The following is a 14,606-nucleotide window of genomic DNA, read 5'->3' on the forward strand; positions in this document are numbered from 1 at the left end:
TGTAAATTTTTTCTATAATAAAATGATTATTAATAAATATTCTCATATTTTTTATTTTTGAGGAATTATTTGTGAAAGTTCTGTAACTGGTTTTCTGGCAACGGTTCCTTCCATTTAGCCAAAATGTTGAGGCCCTGTTGGAGAAGAGTTTCCGTACGGTCAGGGCTGTCGGTTTCAACATAAATGCGTAATTCAGGAGCATTACCGGACGGGCGAAGGTGAACAATGTCATCATTCTGAAAAGTCATTCGCAAACCATCTGTCTCATCAACATGAGAGAGAAATCCACAGATTTCGGAGAACCCAAGATTTTCTACATTTTCGTTTGGATTTTTCCGCAAAAGATCTATGTGGTACAAACTTTTTTCCGTAGGCATTTCTGTCAAACGATCGCTTTGTGTAAAGCGCCTTGGCAAATCATTCACAAGGCTAGAGAGCCCTTTTTTTTCTAGCTTGGCTGCCACCAGTGCACAAATCATTGGAAGGACAGAATCACGGGTTGGCAAGGCAGAAAGAGTGCGCTCTTCATATGTCACATCTGATCCTAAGAGGAATCCTCCATTTGCCTCGTAGCCAACGGCAGGCGTTACACCTGCTTCTATAGCTTTCATCATTTCAGAAATGACAAAAGGAGAGCCAATACGTGTACGTTGCATATGCTGAGCAAATCCTGCTTTTTCTAAAGCGGTATTGCTGCTCACTGGGGTGGTGACTGAAGCCGCCTTGAGGAAACGGGATGCGAGAATTCCCAATACATCGCCTCGTAGCCAGTGTCCATCTTTGTCTGCCAGCAATGGCCGGTCAGAGTCACCATCTGTGGTAAGAATGGCATCAAACTTTCTGGGCTCAGCCCATTTACGCGCTAGAGCAATATCCTCAGGGCGAACAGCTTCAGTATCAACGGCAACAAAACTTTTGGATCTGGCAAGAGGAATGGCTTCAGCGCCCAAGCTTTCTACAATGTCAACCAGAACATCTCGGCCCACGGCAGAATGTTGGTAAATACCAAGGTAAAAGCCCCGAAGAGCGTCCGGGCCAAAGAAATCACGATAGCGGGCGATGAAATCAGGTAAAACGTCAGTAATGGGGGGGAACGCAACGGATTTTATGAGCATACCTTCTGTATCGAACATCTCTTTCGGTAGTTCGATATCTTGGGCTCTCATCGCCTCTTCATCATTTTTAAGAAATTCACCTTGGGCCCGATTGAACTTAATGCCATTGCGATCAGCGGGAATATGGCTACCTGTAACCATAAGGGAAGGAATTTTCAATGCGAAAGCATAGTGACATAATGCTGGGCTCGGCACAAAACCGCAGAATAAAGGTCTGCCCCCCATATATTCTATAGCAGCAATACAGGCTCCCATAATACGTGGCGTGCTAGAACGTAAGTCGCCGGCAACCGCTACCATGGTCTGCGGAGAAAATTCACCTAATGTGGAAAGGTGCTGAAGATATCCCATGGTGTAGGCAAAGCACACCATATCAGTCATTTTACTGACAAGGCCACGTGCGCCGCTGGTGCCAAAGTTAACACCGGATTGTTCCATCCACTGAGAAATTTTCATATTTTATTCCTTGCTTTACCCCTGTCTATCGGAGAATTATCCTAGTTTGAAGTGAAAAAATATATTTAGATTCATAAATAAACCAGAAATGACCGTAGGCTTTACATTTTTTTAATACTATCGGTTTGGAATTACACATTACATCGTTTTCAAGCCACGGTATCGAATTTGTGCATGGGGCGGATAAAAATGTCTGTGGCTTCTGCTGTTGGTGGCAAAAGAAGGCTATTACATAACGCGATAGCCACATCGTGTGGTTGCAGAAGTAAGTGAGGGTTATAGGGTTTTCCTAATGCCTGATGAATGGTTTCTTGGCGTGGGGTTGCCGTGGTCCCCGGAAAAATGGAAATAACCTTAACTCCTTCGGCATTAATTTCATCTCGTAATGCGTCGGTTAGGGATTTTAGGGCTGACTGTGTAGAAGCATACAAACCTCTCTCCGCAGTGTTTGCCGCGCGGATAATAGAAGAATTGACAATGACGATCTGCCCGTTGTTCTCACGGAGAAGAGGCAAAGTATGCTGTATGAGGCTTAAGGGGGCCTTAACATTCACAGCAAACAAATTATCAAAGTCAGACAAGGGAGTTTTAGCTAAGAAACCCCGGTGAAATATACCAGACGAAATAATAAGGTAATCCAGGCGTTTGTAACGCTCATGAGTCCTGGCTATGAGTTCTTGAAGGGAGTGCGGTGAGGTAATATCGCACGGGACAGCTAAAGCTTTAGGTCCAGCTTGTGTCGCGCAGGATTCTACTTCAGATTGTGTGCGTGCTACGCAAATAACCGATGCACCAAGCTTAGCCAAATGAAGGGAGGTTGCTTTGCCAATCCCTCTGCCTGCACCAGTAACAAGAGCGACACGATTATAAAAAGGAAGTTTGGGATTCATGAGTGCTCCTTTACTGGGATGTCATGGATAATGACGCAGATTATTGATGGTTAATTTATGAAAAATTTGATAAAATAGAAAAATTATTCGATATATTGTATTGTTACTATGGTGAGAAAGCATTCTGTTGCTTGTCCGAATAAAGTTTCAGAAGATCGGCCTCCTGTAACAACTCAATCGCGGAAAGAATGGCTCGGAACGATTTTTTAGAACGAACTGCTATATCGAGAATGGAGTTTTTCCCATCGGCAAGGTTTAATACCCATAAAAGACATAATTGATCAGGCATATCATTTTTAGTGTGATCGGCTTTCGATATATTCGGCGATAAGGGATAAAGGCCACGCTTGCCAAGTTGGGGTTCTCCATAGGGACTTGTACTTACGGGATAAAGAGCATTTTCAGTAATAGTAATCAAATCTAGGAGAACACAAAGGGATTCTTCCAAAGCGCATGGAGTTACAAAATCAAGATTATCTGCTGAAGTATGGTATTCAGGAAAAGTGCCATTAGGCGAACGCATTAGGCAACCCACTGGCAAGTTAAATCCGGGAGAGCAATATTGGCGCTCATCGTAGCCATAGGGTTCAAATTCCCAAATGCGTGCTTTGGGATGGTCGGAGAAAATTTTAGCCATGATAGTATTAATATTGGCAGAATCCTCCCGAGCTTTTTTATAAGTAAAAGAGCCTTTATCACCCAAACAACTAAGAACAAGACCATTTTTTATGTTTTTTGTTTTTTCAGTATTTTGAGCAAGCCATGCGATGGAGCCAATTGTCCCTGGAACAAAAAGAAACCGATAGGAGAGGCGGCGCTGGGGGAGGCTCTGCAGTTTTCGGATAAGCTCAATGGCGATGGCAAGGGAGGATAAGTTATCATTTGCAAGGGAAGGATGGCAGCAATGTATGGAAAAAACGAATTCTTCCTGCGAGATGCCGGGGATAAGTACTTCTCCGTAAGTCAGAGAGCCAGAAGAAAGTGTGGCGTCAATTTCTACTGTATAATGAAGATCCGTTAATTTTTTTTTCTGATTTTCAGAAAGGCAGAAGCCCCAATTTTCGGTGTAATAGCTTGTTTTGTAAGGTATAAAATCAGGATAATCTGGAAGAGTGAAAAGATGCTCTTCGAGATCCTTACGTGATAGAGTTCCGTGAAAAGGTTGACTATATTGTAGAATATGAAGGGTCGACCAATTGAGATCCAGAACAATTTTTCCAGACGTATCTATAATTTTAGCGGAATTAACATTCCATTCATCAGGGACCATCCAATCAAATAATGGAGTTCCACTTGGAATAGACACGATAGAAAAATCCTGAATTTGATTGGCAACATATTCAAGTGTCTGTCTTATTCCTTTTCCTGTAATGCTACGTAAAATAGGGAAAAGTATCCTAATATGCTCATAAATTATGCTTCCGGATACGGGTTGAGATATGGCTGGAAAAAGATGTTGCTCAAACATACGAATAACCTTTGCGGGATTTTATCATTTTATTTTGAGAAAATTTTTATTTTTGCAGAGTCTATTTATAGTGAGAGAAATTATTCGAAAAAAACGAGAGAATAAAGCTTTACACAAAGGACCTAAATAAAAACGAAATGGGAAACTGCGTAATGTGCGATGAAATTTACTAAAGGGGTTGAGAAAGCGTTCTGGGCGGCCTTCGTAGTGTATTGTACTCAAGAGGAAACGTTTAGAATCTAGGACAGGATGAATGTAAGCCTGATCCATTAGGTAAGGAAGACATTCTTCTAAAACAGGGGGGTAGTGAGAAAAAAAATCTGCTTTTCCGTATTCAGTCAACTGGGCGACTTGAAGGTTGCTTGCGGCTGCTTCCGTACCAACAAAAAGTTCACAATGTGGCCAGTTTTGAATTTTTTTCTCGCGATATTTTTTTGTTAAGCTCAGACGTTTATTATAAAGGAACGCTACAGATTTTTTTGAGAATATAGCAAAGGGAAAATAAGTTTTCTTTATGTTTTCATACAGATAAACACCTTCAGCACTGCGAATATAAACACACTCTTCAAGGGGGGAACGAGATGTTATTGCAACTATATCTTTTTCTCCTGAGTGTAGAGAGAGTATTAGTTGTTCAAGGTCACAGTTTATAACAACATCATATTCGCATAAGATGTAATAATCGTAATCTGGGAAAAGAGATGCATAGTAGTAAAGTGGATAGTCTGCGTTCCACCAAACAATATTTTTCTCAGGCCCTGCTTCAAGACCCATTTTTAATAAATCATCCAGGGTAAAAATGACAAAAGGAAAATCTTCAACAGGAGGGCATAGACCATCAGTATTATTAGCAAGAATAGCTATGTCATGTGGAGTATTTTTTGGTAAACGCAAAAATTGCCTTTGAATGAAATCATCCCATATATGGGTACGAAACAGGATGACGCACTTCATAGAGGTTCCCCTGAGTTAAATAATGAAATAATTCATCCTAACAAGACAAAAATAAATAAACCAAACCATTTTTTCAAAAAAGACAGATGTATTTATGGGTTCCAATAATTATCTATAAATTTCTTATAATTCGAAGAGATTTTATGTTGTGTATCTTTCTGATGAAATGAGCGCAAAAGGAAGAAAAAATAATACATATTATAGGAGTGGATAAAGGATCATTGTTTGTCAGAAAAAACTTAATTCCATACACGCCATGGCGCTTGACCTGTGCTCCACAAATGGTCCAAGTGCCGTTTGTCTCGAAGTGTATCCATTGAATACCAAAAACCATCATGAGGAACGGCCATTAACTCCTGATCTCTAGCAAGATTTTCTAACGGATGCCGCTCAAATACTGTTTCATCATTTTCAAGATATTGGAATACACGAGGTGAAAGTACAAAAAAACCTCCATTCACGTAGCCTAATCCTTCAGGTTTCTCATGGAATTCCTTGACTTGTGAATTTTGGATTTCAAGCGAACCGAAACGACCAGCGGGACTGATTGCCGTTACTGTTCCAATTTTTCCGTGTGAGTAATGGAAAGAGATGCTGTCTGAGATATTGAGGTCTGTTACTCCATCTCCATAGGTTAAACAGAAATCATCGTCTCGCAGATAGTCCTTTAAGCGCAAAAGACGTCCGCCCGTCATAGTATCCAAGCCGGTATCAACAAGTGTTATTTTCCAACAATCTCCATTTTTTCGAAGTGTTTTTATCGTTCCTTCAGAAAGATCAATTTCAATATCAGATGAGTTTTGATCATATTCAATAAAGTAGCGTTTAATCATTTCCGCCTTGTATCCTAAAGGGATAACAAAGTCGTTTATCCCGTGAGCAGCATAAATTTTCATGATATGCCAGAGAATAGGACGGCCACCAATTTCAACCATTGGTTTTGGGCGCGCTTCAGTTTCTTCCATCAAGCGGGTTCCATAACCGCCTGAGAGGATGACTGCTTTCATGGTTGTATTCCTTATTAAGAGACTGTAGAAAGCTTTTCCGATATAGACTGACACTGCGGATTACTGTTTTCAGACCAATAGAGAGATGAGTTCACTTTTCCCGTTTCTATAAGAGCAGAAAGCGTATGAAGACGGGTTAGTCTTGAAGGTGCGGTAGATACCTGATGGTGGTTGCACCGAGTGATCCCATCGATCAACGATGAGATAGAGTCGGCAAGAGATAACTGAGGAATAAATTTAGCAGCTAGAACGCTCAGATAAGAGAAATCCACGCGGTAAGAACGTCTGTCTGGTGGTGCATCATGGTTTATGTCTACTGTTGTGCCAGGAATCTGACTTGCTACAGCATCGGCCAAATTTTTGACTGTATAGTTAGCATCATTACAACCTGCATTAACGATAATAAATTGTTCTCCAGACCGCGTGATTGCCCATTCAAATATGCGCGCCATATCACGAATATCAATGAGGGGCCGCCATGGACTGCCATCGCTCAGAACATGAATTTTTTTTGTTCTCAAAGCTGTAGCAACAAAATCATTGAGCACCAGATCAAGTCGCAGACGTTCAGAAAATCCGCAGGCGGTTGCAAAGCGGAGGCATGAAATAAACATTTTGTCTGTCGCTAGTTTTTTTAAGTCATTTTCCGCTTCTATTTTGGATCTGGCATATGCTGTTAGCGGATTGGTTGCGTCATTTTCGGTAAGGGCCTTCTCAGAGGCGTAACCGTACACACTACAACTGGATGCAAAAGCAAAGTGCCTTACACCAGCCAAAATAGATAGCCGAGCGATGGTGATGCAGCTTTCTCGGTTAACTTCGTCCGTCACCTTTCCGAACTTTTGGCCCATGGGATCATTAGAGATGGCGGCGAGGTAAATAACAGCGTCTACACCATTCAGAACGGAAGGAGAAAAGCGTCTTACATCCCCAAAATGTTGTTCATTGAGAACAATTTCTGGTACCGGCCCTTCACATGTCAGATGATCTGCAAATAGAGCTGTATCATACCCTGATATATGAGCATCGGGAAATTGATTGCGCAGATGTCGGCAGACTACAGGTCCAACATAGCCCATATTGCCAATAACAAGAATATGCATGACGTGCCCCCCTTTTTGTATCCACTCAAAAGGAGAGTTCCCGTTTTTTATGGCTTGGGGTTGGTGGGATGACAAGTGTCTCGGGGGCATGCCCCCGAGACACTTGTCTGGCGACCTGATCCGGTGTCCTGCCATCCAATTGGGAATGGGGACGCACCGTGTTGTAGTCTTCCCGCCAGTCAGCCAGAACCTGTCGGGCATGGCTGAGGGAGGTGAACAGCGTTTCGTTGAGGCATTCATCCCTCAGCCGGCCGTTGAAACTTTCGACAAAGCCGTTCTGCTGCGGTTTCCCGGGGGCGATATAGTGCCATTCAACCTTCATCTCATCTGCCCATTTCAGGATGGCATGCGATGTGAACTCCGTACCGTTGTCGCTGACAATCATGAGGGGTTTGCCATATCGTTCTACCAGAGCCGTCAGTTCCCGCGCCACCCGTCCACCTGATAATGACGTGTCGGCAACCAATGCCAGGTTCTTGCGACTGAAATCGTCGATAACAGCTAGAATGCGGAACCGGCGGCCACAGATCAGGGCATCCGAGACAAAATCCAGGCTCCAGCGCTGCCCGGGTTCCTGAGGGATGGTCATGGGAGAACGCGTCCCCAGCGCCCTCTTGCGGCCACCCCGATGGCGGACTTTCAGCCCTTCCTCCTTGTAAAGGCGGAACAGCTTCTTGTGATTGGGGCTAAACCCTTCCCGCGCCAGAAGATAACCCAGGCGGCGATAGCCAAAGCGGCGTCTCTGGCTCGCCAGATCCCGCAGGCGCTGGCGCAGGGCGGCATCATCTGCCCGGGTGGAAATATACCGCGCAACACGCCTGGCAAGACCAACAAGGGCACAGGCGCGACGCTCACTCAGTGCCAGAGCCTTTTGAAGGTGTAGGACCGCCTGCCGCTTTGCGACAGGCGTCACCACTTTTTTCCAACAATTTCCTTCAACGCCGCATTATCCAGCATCGCATCCGCCAGGAGACGCTTCAGACGACTGTTTTCATCTTCCAATGCCTTCAGCCGTTTGGCCTCAGATACCTCAAGGCCACCATAGCGGGTCTTCCATTTGTAAAACGTCGCATCACTGATCCCGTGTTTGCGGCAAAGATCAGAGACCTTGAGCCCAGCCTCCTGTTCTTTCAGCACCCCTATGATCTGCTCTTCCGTAAAACGACTGCGTTTCATTCGTCCGTATCCTTCTCGATCGGACTCTACTTTAAAATGGTGACATTTCCGGGGGGCACGTCATGCATGACGGAGCATAACCTTTCATAAGAAAATGAAAGCACAGCGCATTTAATTTGGTCGGTAGGTAATATTACTTACGGAAAGACATTCAGAAACAGCTTGGCCAAGCCAACCCTTTTGATAGAGCCAGCTTGGGGTAGAGGGCACGGCTTAGATGCCTACTTGCGCAAAACGTTTCTACATCACAAAACGCTTCCGTGATGGATCTACACATTTTCGTGTACAAAATATTATTTTTTGTAATTATTTACTCTCATATAGCAAGATAAATATGTCATAAATGCGAAGATAGTTGTCTAGCTACGATTCGACACTTGTGTGCCTAAGAGAATGGCTTAGGAAGCATGAACGTTTGAGCGTCACTCTTGAAAAGCGTTAAATGCCCTAAAAATTTCTTCCTGGAACATTTTATAGAAATTCATGTTAAGGAAAATAATAATGTTGTTTGAAGAAACACCAATTTCAGGAATGTGGAAAATTCATACTGAAAGAAAACAGGATACGCGGGGATCATTTGGGAGAATTTTTTGCGAGAAAGAGTTTAATATCAGGAATCTTGTTTTTCATTTTGTGCAATGGAGTAGTTCACGGACAATAGAAGCAGGAACTATTAGAGGGATGCATTTGCAACTACCTCCCGCTGGAGAAACAAAGCTGGTAAAATGTGTTCGTGGGAAAATTTATGATGTTGTTTGTGACTTAAGAAGAAATTCTCAGTCGTATTTAAAAAAAATAGAGATAACTCTTCATGAGGATGATGATATTATTCTTTATATCCCTGAAGGTTGTGTTCACGGATATCAATCTCTTACGAATAATGTAGATATTATTTACTTTATATCCAATTTTTATGATGCGGACCGATTGGGGGGCATTAGATATGATGACCCAATGATGAATGTGACGTGGCCTCTTTCTCCCACCTGTATATCTGCACGCGATCAAGCTCTACCATTTTTTAAACAGGGTCTTTTCGAGGGTTTATGAAGCTTCACAGACCGTTCTCTTTAAGGAAGGAAAAAAGAGATGCTTTCTCAAAAAGTGATAGACATAGAGTCCTCTGAAAACATACATCTCAAATCAAACCACGGGAACTGCCGCCTTTGTAATCAGGCACTCACCACAACGGTGATTGATCTTGGCATGTCGCCTCTTGCCAATGCGTATATCAGTTATGAAGCGCATAACAAGATGGAACCTTTTTTCCCACTTCATGCATTAATTTGTGATAGCTGCTATCTTGTTCAATTAGAGAAATTTGAAGAGCCAAAAGAAATATTTTCTGATTATTTATATTTTTCTTCTTATTCTAGTAGCTGGTTACGGCATGCAAAAAATTATATCATTGAGCAAGCTTTACGGTTTTCTCTTACATCCTCATCATTAATTGTAGAAATTGCTAGCAATGATGGGTATCTTTTGCAGTATGCTATGGAAATGGGAATAGGTGTGCTCGGCATTGAACCAGCAACGACCGTTGCCCAGGTGGCGAGAGAAAAAGGGATTCCAACTGAAAGCTTGTTCTTTGGAAGAGAGACAGCATTATATCTAAAGAATAAGGGATATACAGCGGACCTTATGACTGCGAATAATGTGGTCGCGCATGTTCCTGATCTACACGATTTTCTTGAGGGCTTTCGAATTCTGCTTTCAGAAAAGGGGGTGGTTACTTTTGAGTTTCCCCATTTGATGAGGATGATTCAGGAAACTCAGTTTGACACGATTTACCATGAGCATTTCTCCTATTTTTCTTTAAAAACTATTCAACGTGCTTTGTTTGAGCATGGTTTACGTGTGTTTGATGTAGAAGAATTACCAACCCATGGTGGTTCTTTGCGCGTTTATGCGACGCATGAAAAGAATGAAGAGCTATTAACCTTAGAGGCAGTGGAGTCTCTTTTGGTTAGGGAACGGAATGCTGGCCTTGAGCAAATTCTGACTTACGAGGCTTTTGCGCAGCGTGTCTTCAAAATAAAAGGAGATCTTCTTGAGTTCCTTATTAATGCTGGTCGAAATGGTTTAAAAGTTGTTGGATATGGTGCGCCAGCTAAAGGGAATACACTTCTCAATTATTGCGGTGTTAAGTCTGATTTAATTTCATTCACCACAGACATGAACCCGCATAAGCAAAATATGCTTTTACCAGGAACACATATTCCTATTTTTTCTCCAGATATAATCAAAAATAACAAGCCTGATTTTATTGTTATTTTTCCATGGAATCTGGAAGAAGAAATTGTCAATCAACTTTCATTTGTTTCAGAATGGGGAGGAAAGTTTGTTATTCCAATCCCGGAACTTAAGATTATATGAGATAATATTCTGATTTGGCAGGTAAGCAAGATTTTCCTGAAGATACGTAGAGTATGGTGGTATGACGTATTCATCTTTGTCTTTCGGAACATTTTGGTACGGAGGGCGTTTAAGTGCATTAGAACGAGCATGCGCTTACTCGCTGGTTCGCCAAGGTTATGAATTGACGTTGTATTCATATTGCCCGGTTTATAACATTCCGGAAGGTGTTTTTCTTGCAGATGCTGATCTGATTGTCCCACAGGAAATGACACAGCATTTTATTTTTAATGATGCGCCGGATCTTGGTCATTTCTCTGATTTTTTTAGATATTGCATGATCCAGAAGACGCAAAAAATATGGGTTGATTTGGATATGTTATTTTTATCAACACCATACATGGGTCCTTGTGGTAATATTGTTGTTAAAGAGCAGCAAGGAAGTGTGAATGGTGCAATATTGAGTATTACCTTGCCTGGCGTGGTTGATGAATTGATTTCGCGTTCGATAGCGCTGATGGACAAGAAATTGCGGTGGGGAGAGACGGGTCCACTATTGCTTGATTCAGTTTTTAGTAATAATAATTATGTAAATAAAATTTCTTCTGAAATTTATTATCCAATTGATCATTTAAATATTTATAGAGTTTTTCTCCCTGAGGAGATGGAGTGGTGTGAACGCAATACATCCCAAGCCGTTGCACTTCATTTGTTTAATAATATATTAAATAAAATTGGATATTGGAAAAATATTGCTCCTCCAGAAGGAAGTTATCTTCATAATATACTTCGGAATATAGATGCTTTAGAATTTTTTGAAAATATTTATCCTGATTATATTATAAGGAATATCATAAATAATTATAATCTTCGGTTAAATGGAGAAGACTTGGGAATTAAAAATATAGTGAAGCAGATTTTACCAAGTATGTATCGTACTTATACGCATTATAGGCCGACCTAGTGGATTCAATAAAACATGAAAATATCTGCCAGTTGCAGAATAGAAATGAGGAGAAAATGATGTTTCAGGAGCCTTCATTTTCTATCATAATAGCAAATTATAATTATGAGAAATATGTTGGGGATGCCATTGAAAGTGCTTTAATGCAAGATTGGCCTTCTAAAGAAATTATTGTTGTAGATGACGGATCTACTGATAGATCGGTAGAGATCATTAAGGGATTTGGAAACAAAGTCCTGAGTTTTTTTACTAAAAACAAGGGGCAGCGAGAAGCAAATAATTTCGGTTTTTCCATGAGTTCTGGAAAAATTATTATCTTTCTTGATTCTGATGATATGTTGTTGCAAGGCGCTCTTCGGAAGATTGCATCCGTGTGGCAGAAGGGGGTGAGTAAAGTTCAGGTGCTCGTTCAAAGGGCTGATGCTAGAGGGCATCCAGTTGGCGCAATTATGCCGCGAATAAAGGGAGGCATTACTCCGCAAGAAATTCGAAAACAGGTGGGAATATTTTTAGATTATCCAAGTCCTCCTGGTTCTGGTAATGCGTGGTCAAGAGATTTTCTGGAGAAAATTTTTCCGCTTAATGACAAGTTTGATTCTTCTACGGATACAACATGTATTGCGATGGCTCCTTATTATGGCGCGATTATTACAATTCCTCAACCACTTGTTCTGTATCGTACGCATGGAGAGAACGATAGTAATTTAAATAAGAAAAAGAAAAATTACAGTAGAGAAGTGTCTAGATCTCTTAAACGTTTATATGCGATTCAGGACGCCTGTTTGAAGACGGGTTACCCGGTCCCGAAATATGATGCTCTTTTTAAAAATAGTCATTTATTGCAGTTACGTATCGCATCCTTGCGTTTAACTCCAACGCTCCATCCTTTGTCGGGTGATTCTCTTCACAGAGCATTCTGGGATGCTTTTAGAATTTTTTGTGCTCCTAAAAAGGGCGAGTTCTTGTTTGGGGGAATGATATTGATCTGGTCTGTCTTAACGATCTTGGCGCCCACTCTTGTCGCGCAACAGCTGATTCATTTTCGATTTTCGAAAAGAATTTTAGAATGCAGTCTTTTGCCGGATTGATGAAGATAGCGGTTCTAATGCGTAGAAGTGATCAGCATTGAGAGAAATCCTAAATTAGATGAGTTTCTTCAAGTATAAAAATCTACCGGTTTTTATATTAACGTAAAATAGGAATTGGATTATATTATTGCTTAGAGTTTTTTTCAACTTACAGGTTGAAGAAAAAAGTCATATGACGTGCTGCATCCCCTCGACTGACACCCTCCCGCACGGCAGCCAGAGACAAAAGGAGCCGTGCAACATTCGCATCCCGTGCACGAGAGGCCAGTAGCGCGAAGCGCCTCAGCCGTATAATCCGTCCGCAATGCAATCGTACCGGCCATCTCCGATCCTCTCTCACAAGACAAAATCAGAAGAGGCGGACAATGTCACTTCACAGATGAATCAAACGTAATAGCCTTTGATATTATCATTCAGTCTTTCTCTTCACCTTCCTGTCATGGGGAGCGTGGAGGAATTGCAGAGGTCTTTTATGTTTGCCTGAATGATGTTCTTTAATACAAGGTCAGGTTGTTCTTACTGTGTTAATGGCTTCTTGTTTTCCGAAAGAGTTCTACTGAATTTGAGGCAAGTAAAGGATACAGAAAAACAGCCGAGAAGCAGCCGATAAACCATGATATGCCTGGAAATTCTGCCAAAGAGGAAAGGTAGCCAGACACGTTGGCAAGAATGGCTGATAGGCAGAGTGTCAGGATGGCCGGACGATTGATGCCATTCTCATACCAATAACGTCCTTCAGGAGAAAGGGAGTATAGGTCCGGCACGGAAATAGCCTTGTTTCTGATCAGAAAATAGTCGGCAATAATGATGCCGTAAAATGGGCCGATTAAACTGGCAAGAAAATCTAGAGTAAAGTGCATGGCGGCTGGACTATTGTAAAGATTCCATGGGGTTATAAAAACAGAAAGAAATGCAGCAGCTAATCCGGCAGTTCGCCAGCTTATTTTTTCAGGGGCAAGATTAGAGAAATCAAATGAAGCAGACACAAAATTGACCACTACATTGATGCCTGCCGTTGCGATCATGAAAGCAAGAATAGCAATAACAATAACAGTGGTATTGTCGGTTCTGGCGACTGTTTCCACTGGATCTGAAATCCGGATACCAAAGGCCGGAACGGTCAAGGCAATTGTGGTGAGAGTGAGAGCGGTAAATGCAAGAAAGTTGACAGGTAGCCCCCAGAAATTACCGCGGCGGATATCTTTTGTGCTTTTGGCATAGCGTGCAAAATCACCAAAGTTCAGCATGGGGGCAGAAAAATAGGAAATTGTCAGCGTTATGGTCATAAGGAAGGCGGAAAATACACCATGCGAGGAGAGGCTCTTACCTGGAAAAGTCAGGCTGTCCTGAATGGCGTGCCAGCCAGACGTAAAGCCAACTCGTTGAAGAAGGTATAAATCCAGTGCAAGCATGACAACATAAATGAGCGGGCCGGCCCATTCTGTGAAATGTTTGATAGCTTCTATACCACGCCAGAAGACTGCGGCTTGAAGGAGCCAGAGGGAAAGAAAGGCAACCCACCCTAAGGGAGAAAGGCCTGCCAGGCCGTGTTGTGTAACATCTGCCCAAGGGCTAAGGGTGGGGGCACATTTAAGAACAAGCACCACAAGGGCATTTGAGGCGAGCCAAGTCTGGATACCGTACCAGCAGACAGCAATAACACCCCGTATGAAAGCAGGAATAAGCGCTCCTTTTATGCCAAAGGAGGCGCGGCAGACAACGGGAAAAGGAGTTCCTGTTTGCAGGCTGGGCTGGGCAACAAGATTGCAGAATATCTGCACCATGAAAATGCCAGTAAAGAGTCCTGTTACAACGGCCATACTGGGGAGATCACTGGCAAACAGGTTTCCCAGAGTAACGTACGTACCCACGCTGTGGATATCAGACATCCAAAAAGAGAGATAGTCGAACCAAGACCAAGTCCGTTCTGTGGTTGGCAGAAGCGCGCTATTGGAAAGGCGCGGGTTCAGATCACTCTGCCTGGTATGAGAAATGGAAGCGGACTCAGGCATCAGGAGGTTTCTCCAACC

The 14,606-nt window shown here is 42.4% G+C and carries 12 protein-coding genes; 4 read left to right on the plus strand and 8 right to left on the minus strand.

Annotated features, from left to right (window positions below; all coding sequences use genetic code 11):
• Positions 1 to 65: 65 nt before the first annotated feature.
• The 7 genes from QWU00_RS11065 to QWU00_RS11095 form a co-directional block, all read right to left on the minus strand.
• Positions 66 to 1,553 carry a phosphomannomutase gene (locus QWU00_RS11065; protein ID WP_187668623.1) on the minus strand — a complete coding sequence of 496 codons (1,488 nt, stop codon included), beginning with the start codon at positions 1,551 to 1,553 and terminating at the stop codon, positions 66 to 68.
• Between the two features lie 167 nt (positions 1,554 to 1,720).
• Positions 1,721 to 2,461 carry an SDR family oxidoreductase gene (locus QWU00_RS11070; protein ID WP_035380064.1) on the minus strand — a complete coding sequence of 247 codons (741 nt, stop codon included), beginning with the start codon at positions 2,459 to 2,461 and terminating at the stop codon, positions 1,721 to 1,723.
• A 106-nt stretch (positions 2,462 to 2,567) separates the two neighbouring features.
• Positions 2,568 to 3,929, minus strand: coding sequence for a DUF4910 domain-containing protein (locus QWU00_RS11075; RefSeq protein ID WP_035380066.1), 1,362 nt, complete (start codon positions 3,927 to 3,929; stop codon positions 2,568 to 2,570).
• A gap of 24 nt (positions 3,930 to 3,953) precedes the next feature.
• Complete coding sequence (locus QWU00_RS11080; protein WP_035380068.1) at positions 3,954 to 4,883, minus strand: hypothetical protein; 930 nt, start codon at positions 4,881 to 4,883, stop codon at positions 3,954 to 3,956.
• 239 nt (positions 4,884 to 5,122) lie between these two features.
• Positions 5,123 to 5,890 carry a glucose-1-phosphate cytidylyltransferase gene (gene rfbF, locus QWU00_RS11085; protein ID WP_035380071.1) on the minus strand — a complete coding sequence of 256 codons (768 nt, stop codon included), beginning with the start codon at positions 5,888 to 5,890 and terminating at the stop codon, positions 5,123 to 5,125.
• Positions 5,891 to 5,904: 14 nt separating this feature from the next.
• Positions 5,905 to 6,993 (minus strand): NAD-dependent epimerase/dehydratase family protein, encoded by a 1,089-nt coding sequence (locus QWU00_RS11090; protein ID WP_035380073.1) that lies wholly within the window; start codon positions 6,991 to 6,993, stop codon positions 5,905 to 5,907.
• A gap of 25 nt (positions 6,994 to 7,018) precedes the next feature.
• Positions 7,019 to 8,169, minus strand: a protein-coding gene (locus QWU00_RS11095; RefSeq protein WP_150395601.1) for an IS3 family transposase whose coding sequence is annotated in 2 segments (ribosomal slippage) — positions 7,019 to 7,911 and positions 7,911 to 8,169 — 1,152 coding nt in all. Because the reading frame shifts where the segments join, the coding sequence is not laid out codon by codon here.
• A 501-nt stretch (positions 8,170 to 8,670) separates the two neighbouring features.
• Here QWU00_RS11095 and QWU00_RS11100 point away from each other — a divergent pair.
• The 4 genes from QWU00_RS11100 to QWU00_RS11115 all read left to right on the plus strand — a co-directional run bounded on the left by QWU00_RS11100 (position 8,671) and on the right by QWU00_RS11115 (position 12,576).
• Positions 8,671 to 9,219 (plus strand): dTDP-4-dehydrorhamnose 3,5-epimerase family protein, encoded by a 549-nt coding sequence (locus QWU00_RS11100; RefSeq protein WP_035378821.1) that lies wholly within the window; start codon positions 8,671 to 8,673, stop codon positions 9,217 to 9,219.
• A gap of 39 nt (positions 9,220 to 9,258) precedes the next feature.
• Positions 9,259 to 10,545 carry a class I SAM-dependent methyltransferase gene (locus tag QWU00_RS11105; RefSeq protein ID WP_035378823.1) on the plus strand — a complete coding sequence of 429 codons (1,287 nt, stop codon included), beginning with the start codon at positions 9,259 to 9,261 and terminating at the stop codon, positions 10,543 to 10,545.
• 61 nt (positions 10,546 to 10,606) lie between these two features.
• Positions 10,607 to 11,488: a hypothetical protein gene (locus tag QWU00_RS11110; RefSeq protein ID WP_150395721.1), complete on the plus strand. Its 882-nt coding sequence runs from the start codon at positions 10,607 to 10,609 to the stop codon at positions 11,486 to 11,488.
• Positions 11,489 to 11,544: 56 nt separating this feature from the next.
• Positions 11,545 to 12,576 (plus strand): glycosyltransferase family 2 protein, encoded by a 1,032-nt coding sequence (locus QWU00_RS11115; RefSeq protein WP_052051234.1) that lies wholly within the window; start codon positions 11,545 to 11,547, stop codon positions 12,574 to 12,576.
• Positions 12,577 to 13,100: 524 nt separating this feature from the next.
• Here the strand turns inward: QWU00_RS11115 and QWU00_RS11120 are convergent.
• Positions 13,101 to 14,588: an NCS1 family nucleobase:cation symporter-1 gene (locus QWU00_RS11120; protein WP_035378827.1), complete on the minus strand. Its 1,488-nt coding sequence runs from the start codon at positions 14,586 to 14,588 to the stop codon at positions 13,101 to 13,103.
• Between the last annotated feature and the right edge of the window lie 18 nt (positions 14,589 to 14,606).

The organism is Acetobacter tropicalis (genome assembly GCF_030644465.1).
GTDB classification, from domain to species: Bacteria; Pseudomonadota; Alphaproteobacteria; order Acetobacterales; family Acetobacteraceae; genus Acetobacter; species Acetobacter tropicalis.

Coding starts and splice junctions, on each gene's coding strand:
- QWU00_RS11065 (WP_187668623.1), bottom strand. CDS start 1,553: ATGGAACAATCCGGTGTTAACTTTGGCACCAGCGGCGCACGTGGCCTT.
- QWU00_RS11070 (WP_035380064.1), bottom strand. CDS start 2,461: ATGAATCCCAAACTTCCTTTTTATAATCGTGTCGCTCTTGTTACTGGT.
- QWU00_RS11075 (WP_035380066.1), bottom strand. CDS start 3,929: ATGTTTGAGCAACATCTTTTTCCAGCCATATCTCAACCCGTATCCGGA.
- QWU00_RS11080 (WP_035380068.1), bottom strand. CDS start 4,883: ATGAAGTGCGTCATCCTGTTTCGTACCCATATATGGGATGATTTCATT.
- rfbF (WP_035380071.1), bottom strand. CDS start 5,890: ATGAAAGCAGTCATCCTCTCAGGCGGTTATGGAACCCGCTTGATGGAA.
- QWU00_RS11090 (WP_035380073.1), bottom strand. CDS start 6,993: ATGCATATTCTTGTTATTGGCAATATGGGCTATGTTGGACCTGTAGTC.
- QWU00_RS11100 (WP_035378821.1), top strand. CDS start 8,671: ATGTTGTTTGAAGAAACACCAATTTCAGGAATGTGGAAAATTCATACT.
- QWU00_RS11105 (WP_035378823.1), top strand. CDS start 9,259: ATGCTTTCTCAAAAAGTGATAGACATAGAGTCCTCTGAAAACATACAT.
- QWU00_RS11110 (WP_150395721.1), top strand. CDS start 10,607: ATGACGTATTCATCTTTGTCTTTCGGAACATTTTGGTACGGAGGGCGT.
- QWU00_RS11115 (WP_052051234.1), top strand. CDS start 11,545: ATGATGTTTCAGGAGCCTTCATTTTCTATCATAATAGCAAATTATAAT.
- QWU00_RS11120 (WP_035378827.1), bottom strand. CDS start 14,588: ATGCCTGAGTCCGCTTCCATTTCTCATACCAGGCAGAGTGATCTGAAC.